Origin of the sequence: Pseudomonas sp. NPDC090233, assembly GCF_044772285.1 — a bacterium.
In the GTDB taxonomy this organism is placed as follows: Bacteria; Pseudomonadota; Gammaproteobacteria; order Pseudomonadales; family Pseudomonadaceae; genus Aquipseudomonas.
Window position 1 is genome coordinate 153,481 of record NZ_JBIVYQ010000008.1, and the last position, 18,316, is coordinate 171,796.

20 protein-coding genes are annotated in these 18,316 nt (G+C 63.0%); 4 read left to right on the plus strand and 16 right to left on the minus strand.

The genetic code is table 11. The features are described 5' to 3' along the window. Positions 1-98 precede the first annotated feature (98 nt). Positions 99-1,415: a lytic murein transglycosylase gene (locus ACIQUF_RS22465; RefSeq protein WP_403135598.1), complete on the plus strand. Its 1,317-nt coding sequence runs from the start codon at positions 99-101 to the stop codon at positions 1,413-1,415. A 33-nt stretch (positions 1,416-1,448) separates the two neighbouring features. Here the strand turns inward: ACIQUF_RS22465 and ACIQUF_RS22470 are convergent, their stop codons facing one another. From ACIQUF_RS22470 to ACIQUF_RS22530, 13 genes are all read right to left on the minus strand, one after another. Then, entirely contained in the window at positions 1,449-2,387 is a 939-nt protein-coding gene (locus tag ACIQUF_RS22470) for an LD-carboxypeptidase (RefSeq protein ID WP_403135601.1), read from the minus strand. A 72-nt stretch (positions 2,388-2,459) separates the two neighbouring features. Beyond that, positions 2,460-3,476: a lipoyl synthase gene (gene lipA / locus ACIQUF_RS22475; protein ID WP_400798678.1), complete on the minus strand. Its 1,017-nt coding sequence runs from the start codon at positions 3,474-3,476 to the stop codon at positions 2,460-2,462. Between the two features lie 2 nt (positions 3,477-3,478). After that, the gene (lipB, locus tag ACIQUF_RS22480; RefSeq protein ID WP_403135604.1) at positions 3,479-4,126 is read right to left on the minus strand and encodes a lipoyl(octanoyl) transferase LipB; all 648 of its coding nucleotides are present in this window, start codon (positions 4,124-4,126) and stop codon (positions 3,479-3,481) included. Continuing rightward, positions 4,126-4,401, minus strand: a complete 276-nt coding sequence (locus ACIQUF_RS22485; protein ID WP_008100495.1) for a DUF493 domain-containing protein — start codon at positions 4,399-4,401, stop codon at positions 4,126-4,128. The genes lipB and ACIQUF_RS22485 overlap by 1 nt, the downstream gene beginning before the upstream one ends. 75 nt (positions 4,402-4,476) lie before the next feature. After that, on the minus strand, positions 4,477-5,637 hold the full coding sequence (locus tag ACIQUF_RS22490; RefSeq protein WP_403135606.1) for a D-alanyl-D-alanine carboxypeptidase family protein: 1,161 nt from the start codon (positions 5,635-5,637) through the stop codon (positions 4,477-4,479). A 181-nt stretch (positions 5,638-5,818) separates the two neighbouring features. Next, positions 5,819-6,823: a septal ring lytic transglycosylase RlpA family protein gene (locus ACIQUF_RS22495; protein ID WP_403135608.1), complete on the minus strand. Its 1,005-nt coding sequence runs from the start codon at positions 6,821-6,823 to the stop codon at positions 5,819-5,821. Next, complete coding sequence (gene mltB / locus ACIQUF_RS22500) at positions 6,823-7,833, minus strand: lytic murein transglycosylase B (RefSeq protein ID WP_403135610.1); 1,011 nt, start codon at positions 7,831-7,833, stop codon at positions 6,823-6,825. Before mltB ends, ACIQUF_RS22495 begins: the two co-directional genes overlap by 1 nt. 17 nt (positions 7,834-7,850) lie before the next feature. Further along, a complete protein-coding gene (rodA, locus tag ACIQUF_RS22505; protein ID WP_400798923.1) occupies positions 7,851-8,954 on the minus strand; it encodes a rod shape-determining protein RodA in 1,104 nt (367 codons plus the stop codon). 38 nt (positions 8,955-8,992) lie between these two features. Then, positions 8,993-10,882, minus strand: a complete 1,890-nt coding sequence (gene mrdA / locus ACIQUF_RS22510; RefSeq protein WP_403135612.1) for a penicillin-binding protein 2 — start codon at positions 10,880-10,882, stop codon at positions 8,993-8,995. 16 nt (positions 10,883-10,898) lie between these two features. Beyond that, positions 10,899-11,366 carry a 23S rRNA (pseudouridine(1915)-N(3))-methyltransferase RlmH gene (rlmH, locus tag ACIQUF_RS22515; protein ID WP_008090421.1) on the minus strand — a complete coding sequence of 156 codons (468 nt, stop codon included), beginning with the start codon at positions 11,364-11,366 and terminating at the stop codon, positions 10,899-10,901. 9 nt (positions 11,367-11,375) lie between these two features. Beyond that, positions 11,376-11,804, minus strand: coding sequence for a ribosome silencing factor (rsfS, locus tag ACIQUF_RS22520; RefSeq protein WP_400798693.1), 429 nt, complete (start codon positions 11,802-11,804; stop codon positions 11,376-11,378). Between the two features lie 46 nt (positions 11,805-11,850). Continuing rightward, positions 11,851-12,510 carry a nicotinate-nucleotide adenylyltransferase gene (nadD, locus tag ACIQUF_RS22525; RefSeq protein ID WP_403135615.1) on the minus strand — a complete coding sequence of 220 codons (660 nt, stop codon included), beginning with the start codon at positions 12,508-12,510 and terminating at the stop codon, positions 11,851-11,853. A gap of 1 nt (position 12,511) precedes the next feature. After that, positions 12,512-13,783, minus strand: a complete 1,272-nt coding sequence (locus ACIQUF_RS22530; RefSeq protein ID WP_403135617.1) for a glutamate-5-semialdehyde dehydrogenase — start codon at positions 13,781-13,783, stop codon at positions 12,512-12,514. 203 nt (positions 13,784-13,986) lie between these two features. On the opposite strand from ACIQUF_RS22530, the gene ACIQUF_RS22535 reads away from it, so the two are divergent. After that, positions 13,987-14,679, plus strand: coding sequence for a DNA-3-methyladenine glycosylase (locus ACIQUF_RS22535; protein ID WP_403135619.1), 693 nt, complete (start codon positions 13,987-13,989; stop codon positions 14,677-14,679). A 3-nt stretch (positions 14,680-14,682) separates the two neighbouring features. Then, complete coding sequence (locus ACIQUF_RS22540; protein WP_403135621.1) at positions 14,683-15,999, plus strand: bifunctional DedA family/phosphatase PAP2 family protein; 1,317 nt, start codon at positions 14,683-14,685, stop codon at positions 15,997-15,999. Positions 16,000-16,012: 13 nt separating this feature from the next. Here the strand turns inward: ACIQUF_RS22540 and ACIQUF_RS22545 are convergent, their stop codons facing one another. The 3 genes from ACIQUF_RS22545 to ACIQUF_RS22555 are packed head-to-tail and all read right to left on the minus strand — an operon-like array spanning position 16,013 to position 17,688. After that, positions 16,013-16,603 carry an LON peptidase substrate-binding domain-containing protein gene (locus tag ACIQUF_RS22545; protein ID WP_403135624.1) on the minus strand — a complete coding sequence of 197 codons (591 nt, stop codon included), beginning with the start codon at positions 16,601-16,603 and terminating at the stop codon, positions 16,013-16,015. 9 nt (positions 16,604-16,612) lie between these two features. After that, positions 16,613-17,329, minus strand: a complete 717-nt coding sequence (locus ACIQUF_RS22550; protein ID WP_403135627.1) for an LrgB family protein — start codon at positions 17,327-17,329, stop codon at positions 16,613-16,615. Further along, positions 17,326-17,688, minus strand: coding sequence for a CidA/LrgA family protein (locus ACIQUF_RS22555; RefSeq protein WP_403135629.1), 363 nt, complete (start codon positions 17,686-17,688; stop codon positions 17,326-17,328). Before ACIQUF_RS22555 ends, ACIQUF_RS22550 begins: the two co-directional genes overlap by 4 nt. 145 nt (positions 17,689-17,833) lie before the next feature. Between ACIQUF_RS22555 and ACIQUF_RS22560 the strand changes: the two genes are divergently transcribed. Continuing rightward, positions 17,834-18,289 (plus strand): MaoC family dehydratase, encoded by a 456-nt coding sequence (locus ACIQUF_RS22560; RefSeq protein WP_400798715.1) that lies wholly within the window; start codon positions 17,834-17,836, stop codon positions 18,287-18,289. Positions 18,290-18,316: the final 27 nt, after the last annotated feature.

Sequence of the window (18,316 nt, forward strand, 5' to 3'; positions counted from 1 at the left end):
TTTGAATCTTTCATTCATCCTTTTCTACGGCTAATCCTCACGACCGGAGGAGCAGACATGGTATGGTTCCACCTGACCTGTAAGCCTTGGACCAGTGCATGCTTTTCAGCCAAACCCACCGCTGGCACCCACGCCAGCTGATCGCGGCCTCCAGCTTCATCCTGCTCGTCGCCTGCGCGGAAAAACCCACCGCCGCCGACGCCCTGCCGCTGGCCCCTGCCCAGCCCGCGCCTGTAGTCACCCTGCCCAGCGCCACGCCTGACGTCAGTACTGAAATCCAACCGCTGCAGACCTTTGCCCAGTGGCAAGCCGGTTTCCGCGAACAAGCGCTGCAAGCCGGTATTTCGGCCAGCACCTTCGACCGCGCGTTCCTTGGCGTCACGCCGGACCTGGACGTGATCAAGGCCGACCGCAGCCAGCCTGAATTCACCCGCCCGGTATGGGAATACCTCGAAGGCGCGTTGTCGCCACTGCGTGTGCGCAACGGCAAGAAACTGCTTGAACAGAATGCCGAGTTGTTGACCCGCCTGGAGCAGCGCTATGGCGTTGATCGCCAGGTACTGGTGTCGGTGTGGGGCATGGAGAGCAATTTCGGCCAGTTCCAGGGCAGCAAGTCAGTGATCCGCTCGCTGGCCACCCTGGCCTACGAAGGCCGGCGCCCGCAGTTCGCCCAGGATCAGCTGATTGCCGCTCTGCAAATCATCCAGCACGGCGACATCCAGCCTGAAGCGATGCGTGGCTCGTGGGCCGGCGCCATGGGCCAGACCCAGTTCATCCCCACCACCTACAACACCCATGCAGTGGACTTCGATGGCGACGGCCGCCGGGATATCTGGAACAGCACACCGGATGCCCTGGCCTCGACGGCGCACTACCTGCAGAGCTCCGGCTGGAAGCGTGGCCAGCCGTGGGGCTTCGAGGTGCAGGTGCCGGCAGGCTTCGACTTCTGGCTGGCTGATGGCGCACTGCGCAAGCCGGTCAGCGAATGGCTGCAGATGGGCGTGAAGCTGCCGGCAGGCACCCAGTTGCCAGCCAACAGCAACCAGCTGTCCGCCGCCCTGCTGCTGCCGGCCGGCGCTCGTGGGCCGGCGTTCCTGGTGCTGGACAACTTCCGTGCGATTCTCAAGTACAACAACTCGTCTTCGTATGCGCTGGCGGTGAGTTTGCTGGGCGATCGCTTCTCGGGTTGGGGCTTCATTGCTGGCAGCTGGCCGAAGGAAGACCTGCCTCTGAGCCGCAGCGAGCGCATGGAACTGCAGAACTTGCTCAATGCCAGCGGGCATGAAGCGGGTAATCCGGATGGCATCATTGGGGCCAATACCCGCAAAGCTATTCGTAACGCCCAGCAGGCGCTGGGGTGGCCGGCGGATGGCTACCCGACGCATAAGCTGCTCGATAGCCTGCGTCAACGTTGAAGCCATTGGGGCCGCTTTGCAGCCCCAACTACTTCAAGCCTTGAACAAATCCTGCGCCAACACCAGGTGTTGCTGCTCGCTGTCCAACACTACCTCAGCCCCCAGCGGCAAGCACACGTTCGGATCGCAATGCCCACTGCGCCATCCGGCCAGCACCGGCACGCGCAACGGCGAGAAGATATCCTGCAGCAATGGCGTCAGCGCCGCCAGGGTGATCCCGGCAAAGTCCCCCACCAGCACCCCCTTCACGCCCTCCAGCTTGCCCGCCAGGCGCAACTGGGTCAGCAACCGGTCAACCCGATACAACGGCTCGTTGACGTCCTCGATGAACAGGATGCTGCCCTTCGTTTCGATCTCTGCCAGCGTGCCCAGTGTCGCGCCAAGCATCGACAGATTGCCACCCAGCAAACGGCCGCTGGCAACGCCAGGCAGCACGCTGCTCAAGGCGAATTCAGCCGGATGAACGATCGCATCACCCTCGCCCACCGTGCCACTCAATTGTGCCAGCAACGACGATTCGGTCGGTGCTCGCTTGGCGCCGAGCAGATCGGCGTTAAGCATCGCCCCATGGAAGGTAATCAAGCCGGTATGGCGGTAAATCGCTGTGTGCAGCGCGGTAATGTCGCTATAGCCGATCAGCGGCTTGGGATTACGCCGAATCAGCTCGAAATCGAGTTGGTCGAGCAGGCGCATGCTGCCGTAGCCTCCGCGCATGCACAGGATTGCGTCGATGGCCGGGTCAGCGAAGGCATCGTGCAGGTCTTGCAAGCGCTGCTGATCGGAGCCTGCGAGGTAACCCTGGGCCTGCTCAGCACCCGGGTAGATCTGGCAGCGGTAACCCCGCTCGGCGAACCACTGAATAGCCTTCTGCGTATCCAGCCGCGCCGGGCCTGCCGGCGCGACAATGGCGAAGCAGGCATTGCGCGACAGCGCCTTTGGCAAACGGGATTCGAAGGTCTCAGCACAATTCATTGCAGCTCCTTTAAAACAAAAATGCCGATGCCGCCCTTCGGCGCGCATCGGCATTGATGGCTCACACCAGGATCAGAGCTTGATCTTGGCTTCGTGCGCTTGCTGGTCGGCATGGTAGGACGAACGCACCAGCGGGCCGGATGCGACGTTCTTGAAGCCCATCTTGTAGCCTTCCTCGGCGAACCAGGCGAAGGTGTCCGGGTGCACGAAACGCTGCACCGGCAAGTGGCTGCGCGAAGGCTGCAGGTACTGGCCGAGGGTCAGCATGTCGATGTCATGCTCGCGCATGCGGTGCATCACTTCGATCACTTCTTCGTCGGTTTCGCCCAGGCCGAGCATCAGGCCCGACTTGGTCGGCACGTGCGGGACCATCTGCTTGAACTTCTGCAGCAAGTCCAGCGACCAGTCGTAGTCCGAACCCGGACGCGCAGCCTTGTACAGGCGCGGTACGGTTTCGAGGTTGTGGTTGAACACATCCGGCGGCTCTTGCGCGGTGATTTCCAGCGCCACGTCCATCCGGCCGCGGTAATCCGGTACCAGGGTCTCCAGCTGCACGCCCGGCGACAGCTTGCGAATCTCGCGGATGCAGTCGGCGAAGTGCTGGGCACCGCCGTCACGCAGGTCGTCGCGGTCCACCGAGGTGATCACCACGTACTTCAGGCGCAGGTCGGCGATGGCCACCGCCAGGTTCATCGGCTCGTCGACATCCAGCGGCTTCGGCCGGCCGTGGCCGACGTCGCAGAACGGGCAGCGACGGGTGCAGATGTCGCCCATGATCATGAAGGTCGCGGTGCCGCCGGAGAAGCACTCACCCAGGTTCGGGCAGGACGCTTCTTCGCACACGCTGTGCAGCTTGTGCTTGCGCAACAGCTGCTTGATGCGGTCTACCTCGGGGGAAACCGGGATACGCACGCGGATCCAGTCAGGCTTCTTCGGCAGCTCGTCGGTGGGGATGATCTTCACCGGGATGCGCGCGACCTTGTCGGCGCCACGCAGTTTAACGCCAGCTTCCACCTTCTTCGGCGCGGGGCGCGGGGTGACATCCTGGGTTGCTATCAGGTTCGGCACGGCTTCTTGCACAGTTGTCATATTCAGTCGATTCCGCCCGTCAGGGTCGTCTGCTCAGCATAGTCGAGGTGCTTGACCAGCTGTCCGCGCAGCCTTGTCCTGACCTCAATGAGTTCGATCGGGCCTGCCAGGTCACGCAGCTGGGTCATGGCCAGCCCCGCATACCCGCAGGGGTTGATTCGGCGGAATGGCGCAAGGTCCATGTCCACGTTCAGAGCAAGGCCGTGAAAGGAACGGCCGTTGCGGATTCGCAGGCCGAGGGAGGCGATTTTCGCTCCATCGACGTAGACACCCGGCGCATCGGGTTTGGCTGCGGCGGAGACGCCGTAGCTGGCGAGCAGCTCGATCAGCGTCTGCTCGATGCGGCTGACCAGTTCGCGCACGCCAAAGCCCAGGCGGCGCACGTCCAGCAGCAGGTAGGCCACCAGCTGCCCGGGGCCGTGATAGGTCACCTGGCCGCCACGGTCGGTCTGCACCACCGGGATGTCGCCCGGCACCAGCAGGTGCTCGGCCTTGCCGGCCTGGCCCTGGGTGAAGACCGCGGGGTGCTCGACCAGCCAGATTTCGTCCTGGCTGTCAGGGCTACGCTGCTCGGTGAAGCGACGCATGGCTTCCAGCACCGGTTCATAGGGCTGCAGGCCAAGATCGCGAAAACCGAGACACAGGGACATCACAGCACCATTTTCACGATGCCGGTGGCACGCAGGGCACTGTTGATGTCGTGCAGCTGATTCTCGCTTTCGGCAACGATGTGCAATTGCACCGTGGTGTACTTGCCTTCCTTGCTCTGGCGCTCGGCCAGGGTGGAAAGGTCGACCTTGGCGTGCTTGCTCAGGACTTCGATCACCATGTCCTTGAAGCCGACAACGGTATCGCCGATGACCTTGATCGGGTAATCGGCGCAGGGGAATTCGATTTTGTGCGACTTGACGTCAGGTTCGCTCATGGCGGAAACGGCCTCGTAAGCCGTGGCAACAACAACGCCCCCGCAAGATTGGCGGGGGCGTGGCAGGTCACGTTATCAGTTGAACAACCCGTAGAAGAATAGACGGATGCTATCCCACATACGACGGATGAAACCACCTTCCTCGACGCCGTCGAGGGCGATCAGGTCGGCGCTGTGAACCACGTTCTCGTCCAGTTTGACTTCCACTTTACCGATCACGTCACCTTTGGCGATCGGCGCGGTGATCTGCGGGTTCATGGTCATCGAAGCCTGAAGGCGCTTCAATTGGCCTTTAGGCATAGTCATGGTCAGGTCGTCGGCCAGGCCAGCCTTGACGATGCCGGTGGCGCCTTTCCAGACTGGCGCCTGGGCCAGCTCGGTGCCCTTCTGGTAGAAGGTCTGGGTTTCGAAGAAGCGGAAACCGTAGGTCAGCAGTTTCTGGGTTTCGGCGGCACGCGATTGCTCGCTGTTGGTGCCGAACACCACGGCGATCAGGCGCTGGCCGTCACGAACGGCCGAGGCCACCATGCAATAGCCGGCTTCTTCGGTGTGGCCGGTTTTCAGGCCATCGACCGTCTTGTCACGCCACAGCAGCAGGTTGCGGTTCGGCTGCTTGATGTTGTTCCAGAAGAACTCTTTCTGCGAATAGATCGCGTAGTGGGCCGGGTCGACGGTGATGATCGCACGGGCCAATGTGGCCATGTCGTGGGCCGAGGAGTAATGCTCCGGGTTCGGCAGGCCAGTCGGGTTCATGAAGTGGCTGTTGGTCATGCCCAGGTCGGCGGCGGTCTTGTTCATCATGTCGGCAAAGGCGTCTTCGCTGCCGGCGATGTGCTCGGACAGGGCGACCGAGGCATCGTTGCCCGACTGGATGATGATGCCGTGCAGCAGGTCGCTGACGGTGACCTGGCTGCCGACCTTGATGAACATGCGCGAACCGCCGGTACGCCAGGCGTTTTCGCTGACGGTGACCGGGTCGTTTTCGCCGATCTGGCCACGGCGGATGTCCAGGGTGGCGATGTAGGCGGTCATCAGCTTGGTCAGGCTGGCTGGCGGCAGGCGCTCGTCACCGTTGTTCTCGACCAGCACGTTGCCGCTGGACGCGTCCATGAGTACGTAGGACTTGGCTGCCAGTTGTGGGGGTGCCGGCATCATCTGCTCTGCCGCGAAGGCGACAGGCGTGATCAGCAGCAGTACGGGCAGGCAAAGTCGTTTGGCAAGGTTGGTGATGTTCATCCGTCTCTCGAAAATCGCTAATGGTCTGAGATGTTCCCTGGGCCACATCGTGTGCCCAGCGCCAGTCAGTCTAGTTTTGTGGCCATAGGCCTGGCCCACTGAAGTGCGGCGTTATGTCGCTGCGGGCAAAAGCGGACATTGTACATGCCCGCGCCCGGCAATTCATGACAAAACCGACAGGTCAGTCCGCTGTGACCAGCTTGGCCTGCCCAAGGTTCGCCAGGCGAATGCTGTCCTGCGCCTGCTGGATCTCGCCCTGGTTGTTGAACGGCCCCAGGCGTACGCGGTGCAGGGTCTGCTGGTTACGCACGATGGAGCTGATGAACACCGGCGCGCTGACCATGGTGCTCAACTTCGACCGCAGCAGCTCGGCGGCGTCCGGGTTGGCGAAGGCGCCCACCTGAAGCACGTTGCCGCCGTTACCGGTCGGCACACTGTTACCCCCCACTTGCACCGGTACTACCGGTGCCGCGTGTTGCTGCGGCGGCGGGGTCCATTGCTCGACCCGCCCGGTAGTGGCGGCGATCGCCTGGGGCTGCGCGGACTGCGGCTCCTTGAGCATCAAGGGCGGCTGCTGGCCCTTCTGCGCCCACCACTGCTGCGGGTCGATACCTTCGACACGCACGTGCGCGGTGCCGCTCTCGGCGTAGCCGAGTTTTTTCGCCGCCGCGTAGGACAAGTCGATGATGCGGTCGGAATAGAACGGACCACGGTCATTGACCCGCAGGATCACGCTGCGCCCGTTGGCCAGATTGGTCACCCGCACGTAGGCCGGCAGCGGCAGGGTCTTGTGCGCAGCGCTCATGCCGTACAGGTCGTACAGCTCGCCGTTGGCGGTGTTCTGACCGTGGAACTTGGTGCCGTACCATGACGCAGTGCCTTCGGCGCGGTAATTGCGCGAGTCCTGCATCGGGTAGTAGGTCTTGCCCAACACCGTGTATGGGTTGGCCTTGTAGTTGCCGGTGTGCACGGTCGGCGTGGCATCGGGGATCTTGTTGACGTCCACGTCCCACCACGGCGCACCGTCCTTGTGGGCCCGGTTGATGTCCAGGCCCGGTTGCGCGCGAACGGTGTTGCCGCTGCTTTGCGTGGGGGTCGGGCGGCTGGAAGAGCAGCTGACCAGCAACATGCCGACGGTCATGCAGGTCAGCAGCTTGAAGGTATTGGCAGAGAAGATTGCGCGCATTACTTGACGCCCCGTGCTTGGACCAGCTGTTCGGCGAGCTGATGCACCGCCATGGCATACATCACGCTGCGGTTGTAGCGAGTGATCGCATAGAAGTTCTTCAGGCCCATCCAGTACTCGGGGCCGTTGTCGCCCTCAAGGCGGAAGGCGGTAACCGGCAGATCATCGCGCAGCGAATCATGGACCGACCAGCCGAGCCCACGCAACTCTCCCACCGTTTTCACCGGCTCGATGCCGGTCGTCAGCCCTGTCTCGGCGCGATCACCCTGCACCCAGGCACGGCTGACCACACCCTGCCCCGCCACCCAGCCATGGCGCTTGAAGTAGCTGGCCACGCTGCCGATGGCATCGTCGGGGTTGTTCCAGATATTGATGTGGCCGTCACCGTCGAAGTCCACCGCGTAGTTGCGGAAGCTGCTCGGCATGAACTGCGGCAGGCCCATGGCACCGGCGTAGGAACCCTTGAGGGTCAGCGGGTCGAGTTGTTCGTCACGCGCCAGCAACAGGTATTCGCGCAGCTCCTTGCGGAAGAATTCGGCGCGCGGGGGGTAGTCGAAACCCAGGGTGGACAGCGCATCGATCACCCGATAGTTGCCGGTGTTGCGGCCAAAGAAGGTCTCCACGCCAATGATCGAGACGATGTATTGCGCCGGCACGCCGTATTGCTGCTCGGCACGCGCCAGTACCGCTTCGTGCTGGCGCCAGAAGTCCACACCCCGGGCGATCCGCGCGTCAGTGATGAACATCGGCCGGTAATCCTTCCACGGTTTGACCCGCTCGGCCGGACGCGAGATGGCGTCGAGGATCGATTGCTTGCGCTGCACCTCACGGAATATGCCCATCAGCTGTTCGCTGGCAAAGCCATAGTCGCGGCTCATCTGGCCAACGAACTCGGCCACCTGGGGCGAGGCCTCGTAATCACCGGCGTGAGCCTGCGAGGCAGCGCCGAACAGGCCCACCGCGCCGATCCACGGCGCACAATGGGCAGCCCAGTTACGCACTGCTTGCATGAAATTCTTCACCTTATTCAAACCTGTGCGATCCACTTGCGGTGCGTGTGGATCGACATCAAAACGCCAAACGCTGACAGCAGCGTCACCAACGAAGTTCCGCCATAACTAATGAAGGGCAGCGGCACGCCCACCACGGGCAAAAGGCCGCTGACCATACCGATATTGACGAACACATATACAAAGAATGTCATGGTCAGGCTGCCCGCCAGCAGCTTGCCGAACAGGGTCTGCGCCTGCGCTGTGATCATCAGGCCACGGCCGATCAGCAGCAGGTAGACGATCAGCAGCAGGCAGATGCCGACCAGGCCGAATTCCTCGCCAAGCACGGCGATGATGAAGTCGGTATGGCTTTCCGGGAGGAAGTCCAGGTGCGACTGAGTACCCAGCAGCCAGCCCTTGCCGAACACCCCGCCGGAGCCGATCGCGGCCTTGGACTGGATGATGTTCCAGCCAGTGCCCAGCGGGTCGCTTTCCGGGTCGAGGAAGGTCAGCACGCGCTGCTTCTGGTAGTCGTGCATAACGAAAAACCACATCGCCACCGCAACCGGCACCGCCGCCGTCAACACGCTCAAGATCCAGCGCCAGCGCAGCCCGCCCATGAACAGTACGAACGCGCCGGAGGCCAGAATCAGCAACGCCGTCCCCAGATCCGGCTGGCGGACGATGAGGATGAACGGCACACCGATCAGCACCAGGCTGATCGCCACGTGCTTGAGCTGGGGCGGCAACGTGCGCTTGGACAGGTACCAGGCGATGGTCGCCGGCATGATGATCTTCATGAATTCCGAGGGCTGGAAGCGGATTACCCCTGGAATGTTGATCCAGCGCGTGGCACCCATGGCGTTGTGGCCCATGACGTCCACCACCACCAGCAGCAATACGCCGGTCAGGTACGCCAGCGGCACCCAGCGGGCCATGAAGCGCGGTTCGAGCTGGGCGATGACGAACATCGACACCAGGCCGATGCCAAACGAGGTGGCCTGCTTGAGCAGCAAGTCCCAGTTCTTGCCGCTGGCCGAATACAGTACGAACAGGCTGCCGGCCGCGAGGGTCAACAGGATGACCAGCAAGGGGCCGTCGATGTGGATGCGCTGCAGGAAGCTGGCGCGTCGACGCATCACGTCCTCGCTGGAAAGCATGCGATCGAAATTGTTCATCACGGGGCCGTTTCCTGGGCGACGGTGGCAGGAGCGAACTCAGGCTTGAGCCGGCCGCTCTCGTCGAGCAGCCAGGCGTCCATGATCTGCCGCACCACGGGCGCGGCGACGCCGGAGCCGGATTCGCCGTTCTCGACCATCACCGAGACGACGATCTTGGGATCGTCAGCCGGGGCGAAGGCGACGAACAGCGCGTGGTCGCGGTGGCGCTCCTGGAGTTTGTTGCGGTCGTATTTTTCGCCTTGCTTGATCGCTACGACCTGGGCGGTACCGCTCTTGCCGGCGATACGGTATTGCGCGCCAAGCGCAGCCTTGCGCGCCGTTCCGCGCGCGCCGTGCATGACCTGCTCCATGCCGTGGGTGACCTTGGCCCAGTCGGACTTGTCGCGCAGGACGATGTTTTCCATGGGGTTGGGGTCCACTGGCGGCTGACCTTCGATGGTCTTGGCCAGGTGCGGGCGGTTCCACACGCCCTTGTTGGCGATCAGCGCGGTGGCCTGGGCCAGTTGCAGCGGCGTGGCCTGCATGTAGCCCTGGCCGATGCCGAGGATCAGCGTTTCACCGGGGAACCAGGCCTGGCGGCGGGTGGCGCGCTTCCATTCGCGCGACGGCATCAGCCCGGCCGACTCCTCGAACATGTCGAGGGCAACCTTCTGGCCGATGCCGAACTTGTTCATGTAGCTGGACAAGCGATCGATGCCCATCTTGTGGGCAAGATCGTAGAAATAGGTGTCATTGGAACGCATGATCGCGGTATCCAGGTCGACCCAGCCATCACCGCTGCGGTTCCAGTTACGGTACTTATGATCGTAATTGGGCAGCTGGTAGTAGCCCGGGTCGAACACCCGGCTGCCGGCATTGACCACGCCGCTGTCCAGGCCGGCAATGGCCACGGCAGGCTTGATGGTCGAACCTGGCGGGTACAGGCCGCGCAGCACCCGGTTGAACAGCGGACGGTCGATCGAGTCGCGCAATTCGGCGTACGCCTTGAAGCTGATGCCGGTGACGAACAGGTTGGGGTCGAAGCTCGGCTGGCTGACCATCGCCAGCACTTCGCCGGTACGCGGATCGAGCGCCACCACAGCCCCTCGCCGCCCGGCCAGGGCGGCCTCGGCGGCTTCCTGAAGCTTGATATCGAGGCTCAGCACGATGTCCTTGCCAGGCTTCGGATCGGTGCGTTTGAGCACACGCAGCACGCGGCCGCGGGCGTTGGTCTCGACTTCCTCGTAACCGACCTGGCCGTGCAGTTCGTCTTCGTAGAAGCGCTCGATGCCGGTCTTGCCGATGTGGTGGGTGCCGCTGTAGTTCACCGGGTCGAGGACTTTCAGCTCTTTCTCGTTGATCCGCCCGACGTAGCCGACCGAGTGAGCGAAATGCGCACCCTGCGGGTAATGCCGGACCAACTGGGCGACCACTTCCACGCCGGGCAGGCGGAACTGGTTGACCGCCACGCGGGCGATCTGTTCTTCGTTGAGCTCGAACAGGATCGGCACTGGCTCGAACGGCCGGCGCCCCTGGCGCATGCGCTTTTCGAAGATCGCGCGATCATCCGGTGTCAGGTCCAGCACTTCGACGATGGTGTCCAGCACTTCCTGCCAGTTACCCGCACGTTCGCGGGTCATGGACAGGCTGAAGCTGGGCCGGTTATCGGCGATGATCACCCCATTGCGGTCGAAGATCAGCCCGCGCGTTGGCGGAATCGGCTGCACATGCACCCGGTTGTTCTCCGACAGCGTCGAGTGGTAGTCGTACTGGATGATCTGCAGGTAATACAGCCGCGCGATCAGCACGCAAATAAGCAGCATGATCGCCACCGCGCCGACCACGACGCGGTTACGCACCAGGCGGGCGTCTTTCTCGTGGTCCTTGAGACGTATCGGCTGCGACATCGGACTGCTTACAGGCTCATTTGTGGTAAGGGTGCCCGGACAACACGGTCCAGGCGCGGTAGATCTGCTCGCCGATGAGTATCCTTACCAACGGGTGCGGCAAGGTCAGCGGCGACAGCGACCAGCGTTGCTCGGCGCGCGCGCAGACCTCAGGCGCCAGCCCTTCCGGGCCGCCCACCATCAAATTCACCGTGCGCGAATCCAGGCGCCAGCGGTCCAGCTCGGTCGCCAGCTGCTCGGTACTCCAGGGCTTGCCATGGACCTCGAGGGTGACGATGCGTTCCCCGGGCTGCACCTTGCTCAGCATGGCCTCGCCCTCCTGACGGATCAGGCGAGCGACGTCGGCATTCTTGCCACGGGTATTCAGCGGGATTTCCACCAGCTCAAGCGACAGCTCCTGGGGCAGGCGCTTGGCATATTCATGCCAGCCTTCCTCGACCCACTTGGGCATGCGCGAGCCGACCGCGATCAGGCGCAGACGCACGACGCTTCCTTATTCCCGGTCTTTGAGCTTGTCGGTGAAGTAGTCGCTGGCGTTTTCCGGGCTGTGGTGCTTGGCATCAGCGGCGCGGCTTTGCTCGGCACCCAGCCACAGGCGCTCCAGGTCGTAGAACTGACGGGCTGCGGCGGTCATCATGTGCACGATGACGTCGTTCAGGTCCAGCAGCACCCAGTCGCTGTCGCCCTTGCCTTCTTCGCCCAGCGGCTGTGCGCCTTCTTTCTTGACCGCTTCACGGACCTTTTCCAGCATCGCGTTGATCTGGCGGTTGGAGGTACCGGTGGCAATGATCATGTAGTCGGTCAGGCTGTGCTTTTCGCGCACGTCGATGATCTGGATGTCCTGGGCCTTGACGTCTTCCAGCGCGCTGACGGTCAGTTTGACCAGGTCTTCGCCTTTGATATCTTTGATTTGCTTGCTCATATGAAAACTCGTTCAACTCGTTGGATGAGGCGCCCTCGGGGCACCTTCAGTTAGGCACACGATACAGCTCGTGCGCCTCGATGTAGGCCAGTACGGCGTCCGGCACCAGGAACCTCACCGACTTGCCGCTGGCCAGCAGCTGTCGGATCTGTGTAGCCGACACCGCAAGCGGCGTCTGCCAGACGAACGAAATGTTTCCCGCCGGGCCGGACATGGCGGTGGGATCGCTCTCGGAGCGCGCAGCCAGCAGGTTGCGCAGCTCGTCAGGGGGTTCAACGTCGGCATCCGGGCGTTGCAGCACCAGGATGTGACAGTGTTGCAGCAGTTCTTCCCAGCGGTGCCAGCTGGGCAGGCCGCAGAAGGCATCCCAGCCCAGCACCAGGAACAGCTGGTCGTTGGCAGCCAGTTCGGCGCGGATCGACTCCAGCGTGTCGAGGGTGTACGACGGTTTGTCGCGTTCCAGCTCGCGGGCATCCACGCTCAGGCGTTCGACGCCTTGCACGGCCTCGCGCACCATCGCCAGGCGATCTTCTGCCGCCACCTGCGGGGTATCGCGGTGCGGCGGCCGGGCATTGGGCAACAGGCGCAGCTCATCGAGCGCCATGAACTCGGCCACCTCCAGCGCGCTGCGCAGGTGGCCGATGTGCACGGGGTCGAAGGTACCGCCTAGAATGCCGATGCGCCGGACTGCCTGGGCCTTGCTCAACTCAGCAGGACTCCTGGCCGCGCAGTTGGCCGTCGCCGATCACCACGTATTTTTCGCAGGTCAGGCCTTCCAGGCCAACCGGGCCACGGGCATGCAGTTTGTCGGTGGAAATACCGATTTCCGCACCCAGGCCATATTCGAAACCGTCGGCGAAACAGGTCGGGGTGTTGAGCATTACCGACGCCGAGTCGACTTCAGCCATGAACTGGCGAGCCTGGCCCTGGTGTTCGGTGATGATCGAATCGGTATGGTGCGAGCCGTAGTGGTTGATGTGCTCGATGGCCTGGTCCAGGCCGTCGACCACACGAATCGACAGGATGGCGTCGAGGTACTCGGTGTGCCAGTCGTCTTCGCTGGCCGGCTTGGCATCGATCAGCGCAAGGGTGCGTTCGCAACCGCGCAGCTCGACGCCCTTCTCCTGGAAGCGGCGGGCCATTTCCGGCAGGAAGCCTTCGGCCACGCGCTGGTCGACCAGCAGGGTTTCCATGGCACCGCAGATGCCGTAACGGTAGGTCTTGGCGTTGAAGGCAACGCGCCAGGCCTTGTCCAGGTCGGCATGTTCAGCGACATAGACGTGACAGATGCCGTCCAGGTGCTTGATCACCGGCACGCGGGCATCACGGCTGATGCGTTCGATCAGGCCACGGCCACCACGCGGGACGATGACATCGACGAACTCGGGCATGCTGATCAACGCGCCGACCGCTTCACGGTCGGTGGTCTCGACCACTTGCACCACGGCTGCCGGCAGGCCGGCTTCAGCCAGGCCACGCTGGATGCAGGCGGCAATCGCGCGGTTGGAGTGAATGGCCTCGGAACCGCCGCGCAGAATCGTGGCGTTGCCCGATTTCAGGCACAGGCTGGCGGCATCGATGGTCACGTTCGGGCGCGACTCGTAGATGATCCCGATCACCCCCAGCGGCACGCGCATCTTGCCGACCTGAATGCCCGACGGACGATAGCTCATGTCGCGGATGGCGCCGACAGGGTCCGGCAGGCTGGCTACCTGGCGCAGGCCGGTGATCATGCCATCGATGCGCGCCGGGGTCAGCGCCAGGCGGTCGAGCAATGCTGGCTCCAGGCCATTGGCGCGGCCGGCGGCCAGGTCCAGTTCGTTGGCTGCGGTAAGCTCGGCGCGCGCAGCGTCCAGGGCATTGGCGGCAGCCTGCAAGGCGCGGTTCTTCTGCGCGGTGCTGGCACGGGCGATCACCCGGGCAGCCTGGCGAGCGGCACGACCCAAACGGGTCATGTAGTCAAGAACGGACTCAGTCATGGGTTCGGTGTCTTGGCAAAGGGGAAATCGGCTGATTATAACTGTCGCGCAGGTATACGCCCAGCGGTGGCTGGCGGATGGTTGAAATTGGTCGACTGGATCTGTAGGAAAGATGTAACCGCGCTTATCGAAATAGCTTGGTTCAGCCTCGATTAAGCCATTCATTGCTATCATCCGCGCCTCGACCACGACGAACCTTCAGCATGCCAGACACCGCCCCTTGCCCGGCCCGCGCCCTGCCCGACAGTTTCTTCGACCGTGATGCCCAGACGCTGGCCAAGGCGTTGCTGGGCAAAGTCATCCGCCATCGTCATGGCGACCTGTGGCTGGCCGCACGCATCATCGAGACCGAGGCCTACTACCTGACCGACAAGGGTAGCCATGCGTCGCTCGGCTACACGGAGAAACGCAAGGCGCTGTTTCTCGATGGCGGGCACATCTACATGTACTACGCCCGCGGTGGCGACTCGCTGAACTTCAGCGCCCACGGGGCAGGTAATGCGGTGCTGATAAAATCCGCCTACCCCTGGGTGGATGCGCTTTCCGATGCCAACAGCCTGGCGCAGATGCAACTGAACAACCCCGACGCCAGCGGCAACCTGCGCCCTGCCGAACGCCTGTGTGCCGGCCAGACTCTGCTCTGCCGGGCCTTGGGCCTTAAGGTGCCGCAGTGGGACGCACAGCGCTTCGACCCCGACCGCCTGTATGTCGAGGATTGCGGCATCGCCGTGCCACGGGTCATCCAGGCCGCTCGCCTGGGCATCCCACATGGCCGCGACGAGCACCTGCCCTACCGCTTCGTCGACGCCGAATACGCCCGTTTCTGCACCCGGAACCCGCTGCGTCGGGGGCAAGTCGAAGGGCAAGACTTTTCAATCATCGAACAAGGAAGCTGAAACATGGGCCAATGGCTCGACAGCCTGACCGGCTGGCTCAGCGCCAACCCGCAGTGGCTTGGCGTGGCAATTTTCCTGGTGGCCTGCATCGAGTGCCTGGCCATCGCCGGCATCATCGTGCCGGGTACCGTGTTGCTGTTCGCGGTGGCGGTGCTGGCTGGCAGCGGCGCCTTCACGCTGGGCGAAACCTTGCTGCTGGGCTTCCTCGGCGGCCTGCTCGGCGATGCCCTGTCGTACACGATAGGCAAGTACTTCCACCAGAACATTCGCCGGTTGCCGCTGTTGCGCCACCACCCGGAATGGATCGGCAGCGCCGAGACCTACTTCCAGCGTTATGGCATCGCCAGCTTGCTGGTGGGCCGTTTCATCGGCCCGTTGCGGCCGATGCTGCCGATGGTCGCGGGCATGTTCGACATGCCGCTGCCGCGCTTCATCGCTGTCAGCCTGGTGGCCGGTGCCGGCTGGTCGGTCGCTTACCTGCTGCCGGGCTGGGCCACCGGTGCAGCCATGCGCCTGCCGCTGCCGGAAGGGTTCTGGCTGGACGCTGGCATCATCGCCGGTACCCTGGCGGTGCTGATCGGCTTGAGCCTGAACAGCAGCATCCGTGACCAGCGCCACGGTACGCGCTTGATCGCCGGCTTGAGTTTCCTGGCTTTAGCCGGGGTGTTTCTGGGATGGCCCTATCTGCACGAGTTCGATCAGGGCGTGATGACCCTGGTGCAGGAGCATCGCAGCCAGGCCATCGACGGCATCGTTGTAGTGGTGACGCGCCTGGGCGACTTCCGCACTCAGTTCTTCCTGGGCGGTTTGCTCACCGGCCTGCTGCTGCTTGCGCGCCAATGGCGGCATGCACTGTTTGCAGGGGGCGCGCTTATAGGCACGGCGATCGCCAATGGTTCGCTGAAGTGGCTGTTTGCGCGCGCAAGGCCAGAAGTGCTGACTGACCCGCTGACCAGTTACAGCATGCCCAGCGGACACAGCTCGGCGTCGTTTGCGTTCTTTCTGGTGATGGCGGTGCTGGCGGGGCGCGGCATGCCACCGCGCATGCGCCTGACCTGGATTCTGTTGGGCTGCATTCCGGCGTTGTCGATTGCCTTGTCGCGGGTTTACCTGGGGGCGCACTGGCCGACTGATATTCTCGCGGGCGCCTTGCTGGCCTGCTGCGTGTGTGCGCTCAGCTTGACCCTGGTACAGCATCGCCAGCCGCTCAATGCATTGCCGCAGCGGGTGTGGTGGTTGGTATTGCCGGCGTGTGTCGCGTTGTTGGCGTTTTTTGCCATGCATGCGTTGCCGCAGGCTTTGTTGCGTTATCAGTACTGACCCTGAACATCAATCAGGCAAACAGCTCGCCCTGAATCCGCTCAAGCAGCTTCTGGATCTCTGCCAACCGCTCCGAAGGCGAGTCGATTGCCAGCAGATCCAGCTTGTCCTCTTCCATGAACGGCAGCAGATAAGCCAGCTGATTGGCCAGCGCCTGACGCCCATCGACGTCGCGCGGCATGTCCAGCGCCTCGACCATCGGGTGCTCCCCCAAGGCCACCAACAGCGCCAGCAGGTCGTCATCCTGCTCAGTTAGCGGGCTGTCCGCGTGCTCCGCCAGCCAGTGCACCTCGCCCAGCAACAACTGGTCCTTCTGCACTTCGGTCTGGCTCAGCTCAAAGCGCCGCACGCCTTCCACGCGGATCCCCAGCAGACCGTTGTCCTGCTGGACGAAATCGCGGATCAGCGCCTCGCAGCCGATCGAGGCGACCACCGGAGGCGCCTTGCCCACCTGCTCGCCTTCGACGATGCACACCACGCCAAAGCCGGCGCCCTGCTTCATGCAGCGGCCGATCATGTCCAGGTAGCGCGCCTCGAAGATCTGCAAATCCAGCAGGCAACCGGGAAACAGCACGGTATTGAGCGGAAACAACGGTAGCGTCATCACAATTCCTCAAGCCACCAGGCTGACCGCCAACGGCAGGAACACCGCCGTGGCCACCCCCATCAGGCTCATCGCCAGCGCGGCAAAGGCGCCGCATTCGTCACTTTCCTGCAGGGCCACCGATGTGCCCACCGCATGCGCCGTCACACCCAATGACATGCCACGCGCCTCGGGGCTGTGCACGCCAAACCGGCTCAACAGCGCCGGGCCGAAAATCGCCCCGATCACCCCGGTAATCAGCACGAACACCGCCGCCAACGCCGCTACACCACCAATCTGCTCGGCTACCAGCATGGCGATGGGCGAGGTCACCGACTTGGGCGCCATGGTCATCAGGATCATATGCTCAGCTCCGAACCACCAGCCCAGCAGCAGGCAACAGAGCGTGGCGAACAGGCCCCCGAATACCAGCGTAGTAAATGTCGGCCAGAACAGCTGACGGATACGCCGCAGGTTGAGGTAGAGCGGCACGGCCAGGGCTACCGTGGCCGGGCCCAGGAGAATGTTCATGATCTCGGTGCTCTTGCGGTACTCGCGGTAGTCGATGCCGCACAGCAGCAGTACGCCGATCACCAGCAACATCGAGACCAGCACCGGTTGCAGGAAAATCCAGCGGGTCTTCTCGTAGGCGGCCAGCACCACCTGGTAAGCACCCAGGGTGATACCGATGCCGAACAGCGGGTGGTGAACGACGGCATCCAGTGCGCCTTGCCAATCGAACATCATGGCTGCTCCTCACGCTTGCCCTGGCGCTGCATGAGCCTCTGCATCAGCACGCCGACGAACACCAGGGTGAGCAGGCAGGAAATCAGCAATGCGCCGGCGATGGCCCAGAAGTCAGCGGCGATATCCTTGGCATACACCATCACCCCCACCGCCGGTGGTACCAGCAGCAATGGCAGGTAACGCAGCAGGCTGCTGGACGCCTCGTTCAGCGGCTTGCCGACTTCACCACGGGCCATGAGGAAGAACAGCAACAGCAAAAGGCCGATGATCGGCCCCGGCAGAATCGGCACGAACAAATGATTGATCGCCGTACCCAGCAGCTGAAACAGCACCAGCCAGGTCAAACCACGCAACAGCATAAGGATCTCCTTCGGGCATGCCGGCCATTATAAGCACGCCTCAGCCTATAAGCGGTTATTCGCCCGAATGCTGGCAACTTGACTCCTGCGATGCGTCGTGCTGATCTTGCACCTTCGTACCAAATGACAACCTTGGAGAGTCGCGATGCCCTATGTACCGGTTACCGAGCTTGCGCAGTACGTTGGAAAGGAACTGGGACGTTCCGACTGGCTGAAGATCGATCAGCAACGCATCAACCTGTTCGCCGAAGCCACCGGCGATTTCCAGTTCATTCATGTCGACCCGGAAAAGGCGGCGAAAACCCCCTTTGGCAGCACCATCGCCCACGGTTTCCTGACCCTGTCGCTGATCCCCAAGCTGATGGAGGACATCCTGGTTCTGCCGCAAGGCCTGAAGATGGTGGTCAACTACGGCCTGGACAGCGTGCGCTTCATTCAACCGGTGAAAGTCGACAGCAAGGTGCGGCTGAAGGTGGACCTGGGCGAGGTGACCGAGAAGAAGCCCGGGCAATGGTTGCTCAAAGCCACCGTAACTCTGGAAATCGAAGGCGAAGAGAAACCGGCCTACATCGCCGAGCCGCTTTCACTCTGTTTCGTCTGAACCTGTTCGGGGCCGCCACGCGGCCCC

What these genes read in the sequence shown, in the direction of transcription:
- ACIQUF_RS22465 (WP_403135598.1), top strand. Translation starts at nt 99, where the DNA reads ATGCTTTTCAGCCAAACCCACCGCTGGCACCCACGCCAGCTGATCGCG.
- ACIQUF_RS22470 (WP_403135601.1), bottom strand. Translation starts at nt 2,387, where the DNA reads ATGAATTGTGCTGAGACCTTCGAATCCCGTTTGCCAAAGGCGCTGTCG.
- lipA (WP_400798678.1), bottom strand. Translation starts at nt 3,476, where the DNA reads ATGACAACTGTGCAAGAAGCCGTGCCGAACCTGATAGCAACCCAGGAT.
- lipB (WP_403135604.1), bottom strand. Translation starts at nt 4,126, where the DNA reads ATGTCCCTGTGTCTCGGTTTTCGCGATCTTGGCCTGCAGCCCTATGAA.
- ACIQUF_RS22485 (WP_008100495.1), bottom strand. Translation starts at nt 4,401, where the DNA reads ATGAGCGAACCTGACGTCAAGTCGCACAAAATCGAATTCCCCTGCGCC.
- ACIQUF_RS22490 (WP_403135606.1), bottom strand. Translation starts at nt 5,637, where the DNA reads ATGAACATCACCAACCTTGCCAAACGACTTTGCCTGCCCGTACTGCTG.
- ACIQUF_RS22495 (WP_403135608.1), bottom strand. Translation starts at nt 6,823, where the DNA reads ATGCGCGCAATCTTCTCTGCCAATACCTTCAAGCTGCTGACCTGCATG.
- mltB (WP_403135610.1), bottom strand. Translation starts at nt 7,833, where the DNA reads ATGCAAGCAGTGCGTAACTGGGCTGCCCATTGTGCGCCGTGGATCGGC.
- rodA (WP_400798923.1), bottom strand. Translation starts at nt 8,954, where the DNA reads ATGCGTCGACGCGCCAGCTTCCTGCAGCGCATCCACATCGACGGCCCC.
- mrdA (WP_403135612.1), bottom strand. Translation starts at nt 10,882, where the DNA reads ATGTCGCAGCCGATACGTCTCAAGGACCACGAGAAAGACGCCCGCCTG.
- rsfS (WP_400798693.1), bottom strand. Translation starts at nt 11,804, where the DNA reads ATGAGCAAGCAAATCAAAGATATCAAAGGCGAAGACCTGGTCAAACTG.
- ACIQUF_RS22530 (WP_403135617.1), bottom strand. Translation starts at nt 13,783, where the DNA reads ATGACTGAGTCCGTTCTTGACTACATGACCCGTTTGGGTCGTGCCGCT.
- ACIQUF_RS22535 (WP_403135619.1), top strand. Translation starts at nt 13,987, where the DNA reads ATGCCAGACACCGCCCCTTGCCCGGCCCGCGCCCTGCCCGACAGTTTC.
- ACIQUF_RS22540 (WP_403135621.1), top strand. Translation starts at nt 14,683, where the DNA reads ATGGGCCAATGGCTCGACAGCCTGACCGGCTGGCTCAGCGCCAACCCG.
- ACIQUF_RS22545 (WP_403135624.1), bottom strand. Translation starts at nt 16,603, where the DNA reads ATGACGCTACCGTTGTTTCCGCTCAATACCGTGCTGTTTCCCGGTTGC.
- ACIQUF_RS22550 (WP_403135627.1), bottom strand. Translation starts at nt 17,329, where the DNA reads ATGATGTTCGATTGGCAAGGCGCACTGGATGCCGTCGTTCACCACCCG.
- ACIQUF_RS22555 (WP_403135629.1), bottom strand. Translation starts at nt 17,688, where the DNA reads ATGCTGTTGCGTGGTTTGACCTGGCTGGTGCTGTTTCAGCTGCTGGGT.
- ACIQUF_RS22560 (WP_400798715.1), top strand. Translation starts at nt 17,834, where the DNA reads ATGCCCTATGTACCGGTTACCGAGCTTGCGCAGTACGTTGGAAAGGAA.